This window comes from Acinetobacter sp. AOR12_HL (assembly GCF_027855275.1).
Classification (GTDB): Bacteria; Pseudomonadota; Gammaproteobacteria; order Pseudomonadales; family Moraxellaceae; genus Acinetobacter; species Acinetobacter baumannii.
Window position 1 is genome coordinate 47,222 of record NZ_JAKTIJ010000017.1, and the last position, 16,029, is coordinate 63,250.

At 39.7% G+C, this 16,029-nt stretch carries 15 protein-coding genes, 4 tRNA genes and 1 riboswitch; of the genes, 5 read left to right on the forward strand and 14 right to left on the reverse strand.

Features of this window, described 5'->3' with window-relative positions:
- Window positions 1-36: 36 nt before the first annotated feature.
- The gene (ribB, locus tag MKL36_RS07730; RefSeq protein ID WP_000096535.1) at window positions 37-696 is read right to left on the reverse strand and encodes a 3,4-dihydroxy-2-butanone-4-phosphate synthase; all 660 of its coding nucleotides are present in this window, start codon (window positions 694-696) and stop codon (window positions 37-39) included.
- Window positions 697-786: 90 nt separating this feature from the next.
- A riboswitch (FMN riboswitch) is annotated at window positions 787-937 on the reverse strand.
- A gap of 176 nt (window positions 938-1,113) precedes the next feature.
- Here ribB and MKL36_RS07735 point away from each other — a divergent pair.
- Entirely contained in the window at window positions 1,114-2,895 is a 1,782-nt protein-coding gene (locus MKL36_RS07735; RefSeq protein ID WP_021511493.1) for a DUF2157 domain-containing protein, read from the forward strand.
- Window positions 2,895-3,449: a GDYXXLXY domain-containing protein gene (locus MKL36_RS07740; protein WP_000759822.1), complete on the forward strand. Its 555-nt coding sequence runs from the start codon at window positions 2,895-2,897 to the stop codon at window positions 3,447-3,449. Before MKL36_RS07735 ends, MKL36_RS07740 begins: the two co-directional genes overlap by 1 nt.
- A 54-nt stretch (window positions 3,450-3,503) precedes the next feature.
- Here the strand turns inward: MKL36_RS07740 and panD are convergent, their stop codons facing one another.
- From panD to MKL36_RS07795, 11 genes are all read right to left on the reverse strand, one after another.
- Window positions 3,504-3,884, reverse strand: coding sequence for an aspartate 1-decarboxylase (panD, locus tag MKL36_RS07745; protein ID WP_000952664.1), 381 nt, complete (start codon window positions 3,882-3,884; stop codon window positions 3,504-3,506).
- A 131-nt stretch (window positions 3,885-4,015) separates the two neighbouring features.
- A complete protein-coding gene (gene pth, locus MKL36_RS07750; RefSeq protein ID WP_000065594.1) occupies window positions 4,016-4,597 on the reverse strand; it encodes an aminoacyl-tRNA hydrolase in 582 nt (193 codons plus the stop codon).
- Window positions 4,598-4,617: 20 nt separating this feature from the next.
- Window positions 4,618-4,914: a 50S ribosomal protein L25 gene (gene rplY, locus MKL36_RS07755; protein WP_001273421.1), complete on the reverse strand. Its 297-nt coding sequence runs from the start codon at window positions 4,912-4,914 to the stop codon at window positions 4,618-4,620.
- Window positions 4,915-5,012: 98 nt separating this feature from the next.
- A complete protein-coding gene (locus tag MKL36_RS07760) occupies window positions 5,013-5,963 on the reverse strand; it encodes a ribose-phosphate pyrophosphokinase (protein ID WP_001133287.1) in 951 nt (316 codons plus the stop codon).
- Between the two features lie 36 nt (window positions 5,964-5,999).
- Window positions 6,000-6,074, reverse strand: a tRNA-Gln gene (locus MKL36_RS07765).
- A gap of 91 nt (window positions 6,075-6,165) precedes the next feature.
- A tRNA-Gln gene (locus tag MKL36_RS07770) sits at window positions 6,166-6,240 on the reverse strand.
- 21 nt (window positions 6,241-6,261) lie between these two features.
- A tRNA-Gln gene (locus tag MKL36_RS07775) sits at window positions 6,262-6,336 on the reverse strand.
- Window positions 6,337-6,363: 27 nt separating this feature from the next.
- Window positions 6,364-6,438, reverse strand: a tRNA-Gln gene (locus MKL36_RS07780).
- Complete coding sequence (ispE, locus tag MKL36_RS07785) at window positions 6,437-7,270, reverse strand: 4-(cytidine 5'-diphospho)-2-C-methyl-D-erythritol kinase (protein WP_000621866.1); 834 nt, start codon at window positions 7,268-7,270, stop codon at window positions 6,437-6,439. Before ispE ends, MKL36_RS07780 begins: the two co-directional genes overlap by 2 nt.
- 18 nt (window positions 7,271-7,288) lie before the next feature.
- Complete coding sequence (gene lolB / locus MKL36_RS07790; protein WP_000039821.1) at window positions 7,289-7,867, reverse strand: lipoprotein insertase outer membrane protein LolB; 579 nt, start codon at window positions 7,865-7,867, stop codon at window positions 7,289-7,291.
- Between the two features lie 4 nt (window positions 7,868-7,871).
- On the reverse strand, window positions 7,872-9,581 hold the full coding sequence (locus MKL36_RS07795; RefSeq protein ID WP_001088484.1) for a tetratricopeptide repeat protein: 1,710 nt from the start codon (window positions 9,579-9,581) through the stop codon (window positions 7,872-7,874).
- Window positions 9,582-9,669: 88 nt separating this feature from the next.
- On the opposite strand from MKL36_RS07795, the gene hemA reads away from it, so the two are divergent.
- Window positions 9,670-10,953, forward strand: coding sequence for a glutamyl-tRNA reductase (hemA, locus tag MKL36_RS07800; protein ID WP_000007423.1), 1,284 nt, complete (start codon window positions 9,670-9,672; stop codon window positions 10,951-10,953).
- On the opposite strand, the gene MKL36_RS07805 is transcribed toward hemA, so the two are convergent.
- Window positions 10,950-12,815, reverse strand: coding sequence for a DNA primase (locus tag MKL36_RS07805; RefSeq protein ID WP_021511492.1), 1,866 nt, complete (start codon window positions 12,813-12,815; stop codon window positions 10,950-10,952). The two genes, hemA and MKL36_RS07805, sit on opposite strands and share 4 nt — an antisense overlap.
- 158 nt (window positions 12,816-12,973) lie before the next feature.
- Complete coding sequence (locus MKL36_RS07810) at window positions 12,974-14,131, reverse strand: outer membrane protein assembly factor BamD (protein ID WP_000056813.1); 1,158 nt, start codon at window positions 14,129-14,131, stop codon at window positions 12,974-12,976.
- A 71-nt stretch (window positions 14,132-14,202) separates the two neighbouring features.
- On the opposite strand from MKL36_RS07810, the gene rluD reads away from it, so the two are divergent.
- Both rluD and pgeF read left to right on the forward strand, forming a co-directional pair.
- A complete protein-coding gene (gene rluD / locus MKL36_RS07815; protein WP_000199621.1) occupies window positions 14,203-15,255 on the forward strand; it encodes a 23S rRNA pseudouridine(1911/1915/1917) synthase RluD in 1,053 nt (350 codons plus the stop codon).
- A 10-nt stretch (window positions 15,256-15,265) separates the two neighbouring features.
- Window positions 15,266-16,003 (forward strand): peptidoglycan editing factor PgeF, encoded by a 738-nt coding sequence (gene pgeF / locus MKL36_RS07820; RefSeq protein ID WP_005133018.1) that lies wholly within the window; start codon window positions 15,266-15,268, stop codon window positions 16,001-16,003.
- The last annotated feature ends 26 nt before the right edge of the window (window positions 16,004-16,029 follow it).

Genomic DNA, 16,029 nt, shown 5'->3' on the forward strand with positions numbered 1-16,029 from the left:
CCTGCAAGTGAACAAGTCAAACCTTTTTATTTATTTTTAAATACCGTGTTGTTGACGATATTGTACAAGCTCTTCAATTGTAATCACGGTTAAATGATGAGTTTGAGCATATGCTAAAACTTGAATTCCTGATGCCATTGTCCCATCCGGATTGGTTAATTCACATAATACTCCAGCAGGTTTCAAACCAGCTAATCTTGCTAGATCAATAGTCCCCTCCGTATGACCTCGGCGGGTAAGCACGCCACCATGACGTGCGCGTAATGGGAAAACATGGCCTGGACGGTTAAGATCACTTGCAACAGCACCATCTTTAATAGCAGTTTTAATCGTTGTTACACGGTCTTTAGCAGAAACACCAGTGGTAACGCCTTGAGCAGCTTCAATAGTCACTGTAAATGCAGTATGAAACTGACTTGAGTTTTGAGAAACCATTGGTGGAAGTTCAAGATGATCAGCTAACTCTTCAGTAAGGCATAAACATACAATACCTGAGCCATCACGAATCATACGTGCCATGGTCTCAACAGTTAGGGTTTCCGCTGCAACAATTAAATCTGCTTCATTTTCACGATCGAAGTCATCCATCACCAAGACAGGTTTGCCTTGACGGATATCTTCTAATGCTTGTTGAATGCGTTGCTCAGCAGGAGAGAGGGCTGAGAAAAAAAGTTCTGGTTGAATTAAACTAGACATAATGAAACGCTCTCGTAAGAATACGGTTGAACATTTCAGGACTGATGCAAAAACAGGCTGGCACTGAAATAAAATGGATTTATTCCAGTTCGTCGTCTTCTTTCATCCGGACTATACCGTCGGCTTTGGAGTTTCACCAAATCTGCTCAAATTACATAATTTAAGCTCGTGGGCTTGTTAATTTAACAATAAAAATTAACTTTACCACCGGTGGGGAATTACACCCCGCCCTGAAGCGATGGGTTTTATTATAGCGCGCTTGGCAAAATTGGCTAGATGCTTTTGTAGAATGCTAAGTCTCTTTATGAATAAGTATTTTCATAAATTGAAATAGGCTTTTTAACAAGAGCTTACTTGTTGAGCTTAAAAGTGAATGTTATGTTTTTTCTAGAAAATTATAAGTAAAACCGGTGTTTCATGCAGATAAGAGATTATTATCCTTTTAGGAATACTTTATTTATTCAGCATCTCCATATTTTCAGTTATGTATTTATGGCGCTCAGTATTCTGTACTTAATTGCTGCTAATTGGTTGATGCTTCCAGATAGCATTCAACTCATTATTCCACCTGTTATATTACTTATTACAGCTTGGGTGAGTGTCAAGAAGACTTTAAGTGAGGGAGTAAGGCAAACTTTACATGGCATCTGCGGCTTAATGGTCGGTTTGAGTTTAGCTGTAATTGGGCAAGTTTATCAAACTGGTGCAGACAGTTATTTACTTTTCTTGATTTGGACTTTGCTTTTATTACCGTGGCTATATCGACCAAATATTGGAATCTTTGCTTTAATTTGTATTACAAGCCAACTCACCCTATTTTTATTTTTTAAACAGACTTTCTGGGCAGAAAAATTTCCCTATCTTTATCTTTTTGCTCTAAATCTATTAAGTCTTGTGCAGTTTTGGATCTGTCAAAAGAAATATACGGCTTTACGTTTTATTTTTATTGCTTGGTTTGCTGTTATTTCAATAACAGGAATGATTCAATTCCTATCAAGTGAAAATTTACCTTATCTGATCTCGGCTTTTTTTCTAGGAATCATCGCTTTTTATTATTTTTTTAATAAAGATGATCAGTTGTGTGCCAGTTTAATGGCTGCTGTTCTTGGTGTGACGGCTACCATATGGCTTGTGGATGGTATTAATCAACTATTTAAAGATTCTAATGAGTTCATCTTTTTATTGATCGCGGGGATTATTTTTACTTGGTTTGCACTCATTAGTTATTTCTTAATCAAGATTTTCCGTCAAAGCCGTTTTTATATCATTCCTTTGGCAATTGGTGCTTGGCTTGCTGGTCTAGCGCTTGCAGCATTTACTTTGGTGTTTTGGGAGACTATTTCCTTAATTATTGGAATCATCTTTGTTGCTGTAGCTATAACTTTACTAATAAAATCGCAAAGTTATTTCATCCGGCAGTTTGCATATTGTTTATTTGTGAGTGGACAGACTGCTTTTTTATTTCATCTTGGTTCTGAAACAGATCAAATTTTATGGGTATTGATTGCCCAGATCTTTATTTTATGTATCAGTTATTTTCTTAAACCGCATTGGTTCTTTATTTTAATTCAAATGCTTGCAACTTATGGTATAGCAGTAATCTATCTACTACAAATGGATCATTCATTATGGTCTTTAAACTCTACTCAGACTTATTTAAATTTAGTCTTACTTAACTATTTGGTTTTTAGCTCGGTACTACTGATAGGAAGTAAAGCGGTCGTATCGTATAAGCGAAGTACCTTTTTATGTACGCTCGTTGTAATTTTGGGGAGTTCATTCTTTGATACCTTTATAGGATTAGCACTTGTTGATTCGGCTGATCAGTCACTATGGTTGCTTTATGCATTGCCGTGCGTATGGTTATTATGCTTTAGTTTTTTCTATCTCTATCGGCAACTTCACGGTATAACTTTTTTTGCCTTTTTAGTTTTTGGCATATTACTTATTGCACTCGGCTATTTTGAAGTATTCATCTTATTTGTTATTTTGACATGGGCTTTAAAAAATAAAGATCGCATTGTTTATGGTGTTACGCTCGTAGTATTTGCCTTTGTGCTTTGGCAACTTTATTACAGTTTACAATTAAGTTTTTTAGCTAAAAGTGCATCAATCTTGGTGTCGGGCATTATATTGCTGGCTCTATATGGGCTACTTATGAAAGAAGCTAAAATTAATTGTATTGAGGGAGAAAAGTAATGAAAAAGTATTTCTCTCTTATGCTTGCAATAGTCACTGTATTATTTTTTGCAGGTTTAGTGATGAAAAATGAATGGCACCTGCATCAGAGTAAAAGTATTTTTATTAAGCTGAAACCAGTTGATCCTCGTTCTATTCTACAAGGAGACTACATGGCGCTGGCTTATGAATTAAATTTACAATCTCTCAAAGCTTTGACAGAAAGTGAAGCTTTAGATCAGGTGATTTTTAATCATGCTTCTGTTCCAGCAAAAGTTATTTTAGATTCACGAAATCGAGTAATCCGTACGGTTTTAGACCCTAAATCTTTATCTAACGAGCAGAATTTAATTTTAAAAAATCCGGACAATCACTATCAATCTTTGTACCCAGCTTCTCGCAGTTTCTTATTTGCCGAAGGCTTAGCTCATTGCTATGAAAAAGCGAAATATGCTGAATTTAAGGTAAATACAAAAGGAGAGGCGATTTTATTTGATTTACGTGGAGAAGAGCTACAGCCTCTAAATTGTAAACAGCAACAGAGCTGGTGGAAGGGAACTGCCAGAAGTTTATAAAGTCTTATAAAAAAAGCCCGTATTACGGGCTTTTTATTATTTTTAAATCTTTAATTAGGCAACTTGCACCGGAATACAGTTCGCTGTGTGATTGACTGTATTATCTGGGTTTGCATATACCAAGCGTGGTTTATGGGCATTTGCTTCAGCTTCTGTGAAATCACCAAAAGTAGCAATAATAACTAAATCGCCCACATCTGCTTGGTGAGCAGCGCCACCATTTACTGAAATAATGCCAGAGTTATCTTCACCACGAATTGCGTAAGTTGTGAAGCGCTTGCCATTGGTTACGTTCCAAACGTGGATTTCTTCGTATTCACGAATACCAGCTAAGTCCATCAATACGCCATCAATTGCACAAGAACCTTCATAGTGAAGTTCAGCATGGGTTACAACTGCACGGTGAATTTTGCATTTTAATAAACGAGATAGCATGGCTAGCGTCTCCTGAGTAGATCTAAGATGAAGATCTTATGGTGAAATCTTTCGCCTTTGCCGCCGGCTAGGTGGCTGATGCGCATTTTGCTCCTAAAAAAGCAAGATAGCAAGCTTGATTGTTCAACAATTTAAGCTGGTTTATACGCATTAATTTGATTCATGGCCTGTGGTACTTGCCCTTGAACAAGTAACTTTACTTTAGAGAGAGCATGATCAATTGCTCCATCCATCAGGCTTTGTTCACTACTTGGTGCTTTCCCGAGCACATGTCCAGAAACTCTTTCTTTTGAGCCAGGATGTCCAATACCAATACGTAAACGATGAAAATTTGGGCCAATATGCGGGACAATATCACGTAAACCGTTATGACCGCCGTGTCCACCGCCTGTTTTGAGGCGAATTACACCAGGGTTCATATCAAGTTCATCATGAGCAATCAGAATTGCTTCAGGAGCAATTTGATAGAACTTTGAGAAAGGAACAACACTTTGTCCGGAACGATTCATATAAGTCATAGGTAGAAGTAAGCGAACATCATGCCCTTCTATATTACCACGACCACTGATTCCGTGAAATTTTGGATCATTTTTTAATGTAATGCCATATTTATCTGCAAGCTGTTCGACGAACCAGAAACCTGCATTATGGCGGGTTTGGGCATATTCTGAACCAGGATTGCCCAAACCAACAATTAGCGAAATATTTGACACTAATCTACGCCTTTAAACACTTATGCGCGTTTGAAGTCAGCGTGCATAGGAGTGTTTTTAGCTGGGTGACGTTGTAACGCTTGGATTTTAACGTTTTCAACTTTGTCACCTACTTTGATTTCAACAACTTCTTCAAAGAAAGCGTTGCTTTCTAAAGCTTTTACAAGCTCACGAAGTTCTAAAGTAACTGCTACAGGCTCAGCGTTACCACCGTAGATGATAGCTGGAACTAAAGATTCGCGACGAAGGCGGCGGCTCGCACCTTTCCCTTGTTTGTCTTCAGCACGCGCTTGAGCGTTTAATACGAAGTTTGCCATGAGATAAATCCTCATTAAAGATTAAATAAACTAAACTTGCGACCAGTTTAGTGATAGAAAACCCCAGCCAAAGCTAGGGTTAAGAAAAAGCTGCAATATTATAAACTATCGAACATCGCGCTGATAGACTCTTCGTTATTAATACGACGAATCGTTTCAGCAACCATGCTAGCAACAGAAACTTGGCGAATTTTACCTAAGTTTAATGCTTCTTCAGAAAGAGGAATTGTGTCAGTTACAACTAACTCATCAATAACAGAGTTACGTAAGTTCTCAATTGCTTTACCTGAAAGTACAGGGTGAGTTGCGTAAGCAACAACACGACGTGCACCGAATTGTTTAAGCGCATCAGCTGCTTTACACAATGTACCAGCTGTATCAACCATGTCGTCTACGATAACGCAATCACGATCTTTTACGTCACCAATTAAGTGCATAACTTGCGACTCGTTGGCTTTTTGACGACGTTTGTCGATGATTGCTAAATCGATATCACCCATCTGTTTAGCAACGGCACGAGCACGTACAACACCGCCAACGTCAGGAGAAACCACCATAAGGTTGTCATGTTGTTGTTGACGTAAGTCAGCAAGCAAAGCAGGAGTACCGTAGATGTTGTCGACTGGAATATCGAAGAAGCCCTGGATTTGGTCAGCATGTAAGTCAATCATTACGACACGGTCAATACCAACAGTGGTAAGCATGTCTGCAACAACTTTCGCTGTGATCGGCACACGTGCAGAACGTGGACGACGGTCTTGGCGAGCATAACCAAAATAAGGGATAACAGCAGTAATACGACCAGCACTTGCACGACGCAAAGCATCTGCCATAACCAAGATTTCCATAAGGTTGTCATTGGTTGGAGCACAAGTAGGCTGAACGATAAATACGTCTTTACCACGAACATTTTCAGTAATTTCTACTGAAATTTCACCATCAGAGAACTGACCGACTGATGCAGCACCTAGAGGGATATGTAAGTGACTTACGACTTTTTGAGCGAACTGTGGATGAGCATTTCCACTAAAAACGACAAGATTGGGCATGAAGCACCCTTGGCGGTTGGTATGTAATGAAGTAGATGGCAGGGGCGGCTGGATTCGAACCAACGGATGGCGGGATCAAAACCCGCTGCCTTACCACTTGGCGACGCCCCTAATGCGGCAGAACTTTAATATTTTTGCAATGCAATGTCAAGGTTAATCAACAAAAAGCAAGGCAATTAAGTCTGTCTTTTAAATAAGAGAATGGCAGGGGCGGCTGGATTCGAACCAACGGATGGCGGGATCAAAACCCGCTGCCTTACCACTTGGCGACGCCCCTAAATTCGATGCTGTATTAAGATGGCAGGGGCGGCTGGATTCGAACCAACGGATGGCGGGATCAAAACCCGCTGCCTTACCACTTGGCGACGCCCCTAATACAATCATCATTACAGGTGGAAAATGGCAGGGGCGGCTGGATTCGAACCAACGGATGGCGGGATCAAAACCCGCTGCCTTACCACTTGGCGACGCCCCTAACTTGCAACTTTAAAATGACGTAAAGGAGATTCTTTTAAACTATGTACCAAGTAAGCTTTACATGGTGCATGTTTAAGAATGTCATCAACATTCATTTCATCGGTTACCTCAGCAAAAACACAAGCACCTGTACCTGTAAGCTTTGCATGACCAAACTGGTCGAGATATTGCATTGCTTCTTCAACTTCAGGGTATAACTCTCTAGCCAGAGGCTCAAAGTTATTTCCGAAATTAGAAGGTTCTAACTGATAGGCGCAAAATGTAGTGGGCTTAGAATCTCTTGTCAATGTTTTTTGTGAAAAAAGCAGTTGAGTGCTGATAAAACAATCAGGTTTTAAAACAATGAATTGTTTTTGATCTAAGTCTATGAATGATAAATGTTCACCAATCCCTTCAGCCCATGCATTTAACCCATAAATAAAAATTGGAACATCGGCACCAAGCTTGACACCGAACTGAGCTAATTGTTCTTCAGTTAGACCACATTGCCATAATTGATTTAAGACAATAAGCGTCGTTGCTGCATTGGAAGAACCGCCACCTAAACCAGCACCCATCGGAATATTTTTTTCAATTTTTATATGGAGTCCGCAAGGATTTTGAGCGTGAGGGCGTAATATCTGTGCCGCTCGATAAATCAGATTTTGCTCAAGTTGAACCTCACCTAAACCTTCAATCTGAATCTCATCTTCAGATATAGGCGTAAATGTCATCCAGTCATATAAATCAATAAGTTGGAAAATGGTTTGTAGTTCATGGTAACCATTTTCACGACGTCCTGTGATATGCAAAAACAGGTTGAGCTTAGCTGGAGAAGGTACTCGAATCATAGATTTATATAATAAGGATTAGCGGTTTTGGATCACCATTGTAATACGGTTTTCTTTATCTTCAGCAAGAGCCTGCTTTAAAACCAGTTTATTTGGTAGAGTTTGTTCACCATCATAACTAAAATTAACTGTCCAGCCATCTTCGATGAGTTGGCTCACACGATTTGCATTATCTTTACTAATTTGAGCATTTAAAGTTGCAGGTTTCGCTAAAATCCAACTGGTTAAATGAGTAATTGGTGCTTGCCAGCCAGTTGCACGCTCTAAAAGTTCTTCAGGAGATGCAGCCGTAATCAGTCCAGTTTTAGCACTGTTTAGAGTAACTTCACCAGGTTTACCCTGAATTTGTGTTTTTCCAACACCTAAAATACCGCTTAATTCGATATCGAAATTGTCTTGCTGTTGAATCCATGTAAAGAATGCACTACCAGTTTGTTGGGGGGTGCGTACTCCAATTTTACCTTGTAAATTGAAGTGTTTTTCGTCTTGTACTTGGTGGGTAACTGCAGCTTTAGGTTGAGTAAAATGCTGACAACCGGTTAAAAATAAAACACTTGATCCACAGATCGCTGTGCACAGTTGGGCAAGTTTGCTCATAAATTTAACTCTTTTTTGCAGATGTAGGTAAAATTAACGCATCAAGTTGTTGTAATTGTGGATCATTTGCGTGCTTTTGTTTCAGTTGTTGTAACACGGCACTGAACTGAGTTAATGATCCTTGCATATAAAGTGCCTTAGCGTAACGAATGCCAATATTTATGTTATGACTTAGTTCATATGCTTTGCCTAAAGCTTCCGCAGCCGCTTCATAATCATTTTGTAAAAATGCGATATAGCCTAGCGTATCCAGAATAGAAGCTTGTTCAGGGGCATATTCTAAAGCCTGTTCAGCATATTGACGTGCTTCCTTAAGCCTACGATTTTGCAAAGCTAATGTATAAGCATAGGCGTTTAGATACGTTGGGCTATTGGGTTCCAACTGCAATAATTGTTTGAGTGTTTTATCGAGTTTATCGCGGTCAGTATAAGGGTCTAATAATAAAACTTCTGCATAGATGAGTTCCGGATCATCTGGTAAGTTTTTGATCGCTTCATCTAATAAGTTTAATGCAGCTTTTTTATTGCCCATCTTCTTCAAAATTTCAGCTTGAGCTTGGTAGAGAAAGCTTGCATGCTGAGGATAATTGACTCGCTCTTGGGTTAAAAAGCGTAAAGCATCGTGTAGGTTTTCTTGTTTATCATAGATTGCAATGAGATTGCGTCTTGAAACAATATACAAACTACCATCGACTAAACGGTAGTAAGCTTTAGCAGTTTCATAATGTTGTTTTCTTTCAGCATTAATCGCTAAGTAGTAATACGCCTCATTTTGATATTTTGCAGAGTTGCGTAAATCAACCAGATATTGTTCTGCTTTGTCATATTGCTTAAGGTCAATACTGGTTAAACCAGCAATAAACAAAGCCTCTTCAGCATGAGGATTGCTTTCAATAATTTTCTCTAATTTTTCAAGAGCAAGCTGGGGTTGATTAATCTGGATGAGGTAACGTACTTCGGCTAGGCGAATATCTAGGTTTTTCTTATATTTACGGCTTGATTTTGCATACCATTTTAAAGCACCTTCCTGATCACTGAGTGCGATTAGTAAATTGGCTTTCATTAAGATAAAGCTGGTCACTTTAGGGCGACGGCGTAGTGCGCGATTAATAGTACTTAAGGCTGGTTCTAACTGACCATTTTGTGCTTCTAGGTTGGCAATAAGCGCTAAGATGGATGGGTTGTCTTTCTCTGCACTAGAACGTAAAGCGGTTAATAAAACTTCTCGATCCTGTGCATTTTCAGGTGCAATGCTTGCCAAAATTTGTTCAAGATCGGCAGTTGGATCTATTTTTAAAATTTTATCTAAAGTCTCGGCAGCAAGCTGATATTCATGTGTTTTTAGCGCAATATGCGATAAATAAAATAAAGCAGGGACATCTTTAGGCTCTTGAACAACCCAATGTGTTGCAATATTTAATGCAGCTTGTAAGTCGTTATATTCAAGTGCAACGTCTAATGCACGCTGTTTAATTGTTGTTGAGTTGCTTTTTATCGCAAGCACTGTGTAATTGTGCAGTGCTGTGGGAATATCGTCATAAGCTAAGGCAAATTCAGCAACCATACTCTGCTGTAAAGCCTGATCAAATGAATGCACGGCATAGGTCTCTTGCACTGGACGTGCATAGACATATGAGGACATGCTACCTAACAATAAGAATGTGGTAGAATACTGTCTTATCGAAGCACCGTTAAAATTAATACGGCTATTCATTTGACGCAATTTTTATTGATCCAAAGTAATGCTTTTTATGACACCGATGTTGCACAATAGCATAAATTTAGCGAAATGATGATCTGATATGTCTTTCTTTGCATTGGGTGTCAACCATCAAACAGCTTCTGTAGAACTCCGCGAGCAAATTGCTTTCAATGCAGAGCGATTAAGTAATTTGCTTGCCGAACAACGTCATCACGAGTCTTTAAAAGACTTAGTGGTTGTCTCAACGTGTAACCGTACAGAAGTCTACGCCATGGCGGAAGATGCCGAAAGCCTTCTGAAATGGTTAGCCGATGCCAATAATATTGATGTAAAGCAGTTAATTCATCATGTTTATCGTTACGAAAATGCTCAAGCCATCACACATTTAATGCGTGTAGCAAGTGGTTTGGACTCACTCATGTTGGGCGAACCGCAAATTTTAGGGCAGGTGAAAAGTGCTCTAGCATTGTCTAAAGAAGCGCAAACAGTTTCTCCAGAATTAAATAGTGTATTTGAGTACGCTTTTTACGCCGCTAAACGTGTGCGCTCTGAAACAGCTGTAGGTAGTCATGCCGTTTCAATGGGTTATGCAGTTGCCCAGCTCGCTTTACAGGTTTTTAGTAAACCTGAAAAACTAACGGTTATGGTGGTTGCTGCTGGCGAAATGAACAGCCTTGTTGCCAAGCATTTAGCTGAAATGGGCGTCGCCAAGATGATTATTTGTAATCGTAGCCGTGAACGTGCCGATCAATTGGCCCAAGAAATTGCACATCAAGTTGAAGTTGAGATTATTGATTTTTCAGATTTGGCTGAGAATCTATATCGTGCTGATGTTGTTTCAAGTTGTACGGGTAGTTTGCATCAGGTTATTGCTTATGCAGATGTCAAAACTGCATTAAAAAAACGCCGTTATCAGCAAATGTTAATGGTCGATTTAGCTGTACCGCGTGATATTGACCCTAAAGTAGAGTCGCTTGATGGAGTGTATTTATACGGCGTAGATGATCTACAAAGTGTGATTGATGAAAACTTGGCTCAACGTCGTCAAGCGGCTGTTGAAGCTGAGGTGATGGTTAATCAGCTAGCTACCCAGCTAATTACGCATCAAAAAGTCAAAGAGGCGGGCAGTACAATTCATGCTTATCGCCAACATAGTGAAGAAATTAGCCAGCGAGAGCTTACCCATGCATTAGAGGCTCTGCATCATGGCGGAAATCCTGAGCAAGTGTTGCAGCAATTTGCCCATCGTTTGACGCAAAAACTAATACATCCGACCTCTATGTTGTTGCGTGAAGCTGCAAAAGCAGAGAGTCCGGACTATTTTGAATGGTTACAGCAGCATTTACAGGATGTATTTGATCATGAGCGAAAACCCAAACGTTAAGAAAGAAGTCTTAAGCTAATTTGTTTGGTAAGTTCATTGAGTTGTTGTCTTAAGTTTCTTGACTCAACTAATGAGATTTTAGATTTTAGTTTTTGACGTAAATATCTTTCTTGTAAGCCTAAAGCATATTCTTTTGCGAGTTTATCTGCTACTTCCGGTGCTTGAGTTAAGGCTTGAATATTGGTCCTTTGCATAATATCTGCAATTTCATGGCAATAAGTGCTACAAGCACCTAAAACATAGTAGGTAGCTAGTTCTTGGTCATCAGGCAATTCGTCAAATATACGGTTTAAAATTGCTAATATTTTAGCCAACAACTCATCTTGCGGAATATAAGCCCGTAATCCTTCAAAATGAATATAAAGAAACGGATGGTGCATCAAAATTGCAATTGCAAAGTCTTCATCTTTCGTTTGAATATTAAAAGATAGGGATGCATCGTGGCTAATTTGTGGAGTGAAGCGCTTACCTAAGCCTAATTTTTCACGGAAAGATTGGGTTAGTAGATAGCGAAAAGACCCTTGTTTTGGCAATAACTCGGTCAACTCTCTTAATTCGCCCATAACAAGACTTTTACCTTCGGGCGTACTAATGTCATGTTGCCCAGTAAGATGAGCAAAAACAAAGTCAGAAAGTAAAGGAGCTTGCTGTAGAAGCTTCTGGAAGTTTTCCACCCCTTCACGGCGGATTAAAGAGTCAGGGTCATGGTCATTTGGCAATACAAAGAATTTGAGCTCACGACCATCATTGAGTAAGGGTAATGCAATTTCTAAAGTTCGGCGTGCGGCCTTTTGACCTGCAGCATCACCGTCAAAAGCAATCGTAATCCGGTTATTTTGTTTAAATAAGATATTAAGGTGTTCGGTATTACTTGCCGTTCCTAAAGTCGCAACTGCACCAGTAATGCCATATTGCTGTAAAGCAATGACATCCATATATCCTTCGACCATTAACCAGTCATTTGCTTTTAATTTTCGGCCTTCATATAGCCCATACAGTAATTGATTTTTATGGAATACTTCCGAATCGGGCGAGTTGATGTATTTAGGCTTAATTTCATCATTGAGCGCACGGCCACCAAAGCCAACTACACGGCCTTTAGGGTCCCGAATTGGAAAAATAACACGATCACGTAAAAGGTCGAAGTCACGACCACTATCGCTTGAACGGATGAGGCCAAGCTGCTTTAAGCCCTCAATATCATAAGGGAAAGCTTTTTCCAGATGCTGCCAGTCTTCAGGAGCATAACCTAAACGCCAGAACTGAATAGTCTGGTCACTTAAACCGCGTTGCTTAAAGTAATTTTTAGCTTTTTGACTAGTCGGTAATTGATGTTCATAAAACTGGGCAACATTTTCTAGAAGGTCATATAAATTACCTTCTTGTACTGGCTCATCAAAGCTAAATGGCTGTTCAAACTGGGCAAAGGGATCATCAAAATATACGGGTTCAAACGTATTGTACTGATCTTCTATAGGTGCTTGAGTAGTCGGTTCAGCAACCGTTTTGGGCGGTGTTGATGGCTTTGTAACTTGGCGCGTATAAGACAGTTTTTTATTATCAGCATTATCTTTTGGTAATTCGACTCCCGTATTACTCGATAATTCCTTCATCACATCAATAAAGTTTCGGTTATCAATGTCCATTAGGAAGCGAATAGCGTTTCCGTTCGCCTGACAGCCAAAGCAGTGATAATACTGTTTATCGCGGTAAACATGGAAAGAAGGTGTTTTCTCTTGATGAAAAGGGCAACAACCAGAATAAGTTCGTCCGGTTTTTTTCAGTTTCACACGTTGACCAATCAGATCGACAATATCTGTGCGATCTAAGATCTGATCAATCGTATGCTGTGGAATTGCCATAATTCAGATAACCGTGTTTAAACTAATGATGCGATAGGTCAGATTATTCTGACATGATGAATCGAGATATGCCCGATAAATATTTTACTATTTTATAAAAACAAACAGGCAAGTGATATTACTTGCCTGTTTGTTGGTTATTTTTAAGCTTTTATTGCTTATTGAGCAGCGTCATCTGCTTCGTTATCTGCTGGTGAGGCACTCGGTGCTTCACTCGAAGACGTTGCTGGTGCAATTGTTGCGCCTTCTGCTGCTTTTGGCTCAGGTTTATCTAGTAAACCGAAGCTTAAGCGATTAGTCCAACTACGTTCACTTTTTGGTGCTTCAACAGGTGTGTTAGTTGTTTCTTCAGTTTCTTCTTTACCCGAGTTACCAATTAAACCAAAGCTTACGCGGTTTAGTAGACTACGTTTTGGTTCAGCTTCAGAAGAAGTAGTCGTATCTGGTGTTACAGACTTAGATTCACGACCAAGAATACCTAAGGTTGCACGGTTGATCCAGTTACCTTCTTTACGTGCAGCACGCATGTTGACAGTGCCGTTTTTATTGACAAGGCTCGGATAATTAAGTTTTAAAACTTCGATGTATTGTTGCGAAGTTGCCTTATCACCTAATTGGTCATAGCTATATGCCAAAGTTGCTAAAGCTTCTGGTACTTGAGGTGTTTGCGGGTAGTGTTCAATCACCCATTGTGAACGTTCAGCCGCGGCAATCCATGCTTTACGTTTAACGTTAAAACGCGCTGCATTCATTTCACTTTCAGCAAGCTCTTGTCCAATAAACTTCATACGCTGTGCTGCATCGACAGAATACTGGCTACTTGGGAAGCGACGAATAAGATCAACAAAGTTTTGATATGCAACTTTTAAATAACTCACATCACGGTGAGATTGTTGCAAAGAGGTGTAACGCAACAAGCTATCGTAGTTCATCTCCATATTAGATACGCCACGTACGTAGTAAGCATAATCTACATTTGGATGCTGAGGATTTAAACGAATAAAACGTTCTGCGAGTGCAATCGCACCTTCATAATCTTTTTGCTTAAATTTTGAATAGAGAAGTTCAAGTTGTGCTTGTTGTGCGTATTGTCCAGTTGGATAATAAGTATCAATCGCTTCTAAAGATTTGGTAGCGTCAAGATATTGACCACGATCAAGAGCTTTTTGAGCCTTGTCAAAATATGCTTGTTCACTTGATTGAGGGCCAGTATCGACCACTTCTTTTTTACTTGGATTGCTGCTACAGCCCACAAATGCAGACGCTACACCTAAAGATAAGGCAAGCATCGTAATTTTATAACGTGGTAGCGACATAAAAACTCCTCTGTTATGTTGGGCAATGAGCTACAATTGCGCTATTAAACCACTTTTATCTAAATGATCAAATGACTTCAGCACAATCTTCAAACACAAACTTCTCTGAAACAGACTTCAATTTACTAGAAGATTCTGAGGATGCAGATAACCATACTTCTGATACAACTGCAACACGTTTATCGTTGCAAGTTCAGTTAGATGAAAGCTACTTAGGGCAACGTATCGACCAAGTGGCAGCCATGGTGTGGAGTGAGTTTTCACGCGAAAAACTTAAACAATGGATGAAAGAAGGTCATCTGTTGGTAAATGGTAACATTGTCAAACCTAAATATCGCTGCGAAGGCAATGAAACGCTAACTTTAAATGTTGAGCTTGAAGCACAGACCAACAGTCAACCAGAAAATATTCCACTCGATATTGTTTACGAAGATGAAGATATTTTAGTCATTAATAAACCGGTAGGTATGGTAGTTCATCCGGGCGCAGGTAATACCTCGGGTACTTTGGTCAATGCTTTGCTTTACCATTCACCTAAGTCAGCCGAGCTTTCACGTGCTGGTCTAGTACATCGTATTGATAAAGATACCAGTGGTTTACTAGTTGTTGCTAAAAATCTCGAAGCACAATTTTCTTTGAGTAAACAATTGGGAGATAAATCTGTTTATCGTATTTATGACTTAGTCACTTATGGCAATATTATTGCAGGTGGCACAATCGATGAGCCGATTAAAAGACATCCGGTTGACCGTGTAAAAATGGCAATTTTGCCGGGTGGGCGTGATGCTGTAACGCACTATAACGTGAAAGAGCGTTTTAGAGACTTTACCCGTGTACAAGCGCAACTTGAGACTGGCCGTACCCACCAGATTCGCGTTCACTTTAGTTATATTGGACATGGTTTGGTCGGTGACCAAGTTTATATGAACCGTGTACGTATTCCGGCAGGGGCATCTGAGTTACTCATCGAAACTTTACGCGGTTTTAAACGCCAAGCACTTCATGCCGCTAAATTGGGCTTAAAACATCCTCGTACTGGTGAAGAAATGTTATTCGAAGCACCATGGCCTGAAGATTTTACGCAGTTGGTTAATGTTTTACGTACAGAAAACGCTGCATATTAAGGACTGGTATATGGAATTTGTTCAAGGTTTACCTCAAGGCGTATTCGTAGGGCAGACACGAGTTCATCACCCTTTGGCATTACCAGCAGAGCAAACAGAGCTAACAGGTTTTAATCTTGCTTTGCACGTTAAAGACGAAGCTCAGCGTGTCCAGCAGCATCGGATGATGCTGTTAGATGAATTTGCTCAGTTTGGGGTTAAAAAAATGACATGGATGACCCAAACACATAGCACGATTTGCCATACAGTAAATGAACAAATTCCCTTTACAGCTTTAATTGGCGACGGCTTGATTACGCAAACCAAAGGTCATGCGTTAATGATGATGACAGCTGATTGTTTACCTGTCGTGCTTGGTAATGCTGAAGGTACAGAAATTGCTAACTTACATGCAGGGTGGCGAGGTTTAGCGGGAGGTATTATTGAAAATACAGTTGCTGCAATGCAGAGCCCTCCAACATGGGCATGGTTGGGTGCCGCGATTAGTCAACCTTGCTTTGAAATTGGAGCAGAGGTAAAAACTGCTTTTTGTAGTAAATATCCTGAATTGGAAACTACATTTATTGATGGGGCAGCTCCAAATAAATTTCATGCTGATTTGTATGCAATTGCTCGTTTTATCTTACAGAGCCTAGGAGTTGAAAAAGTTTTAGGGGGAGATCAGTGTTCATACCAACAGCAAGATGAATATTTTTCTTACCGCCGTGACGCTAAAACTGGCCGTATGGCAACTTTTGTTTTTATGTAGTTTTGAAAAATCATATTTCTTCTTAA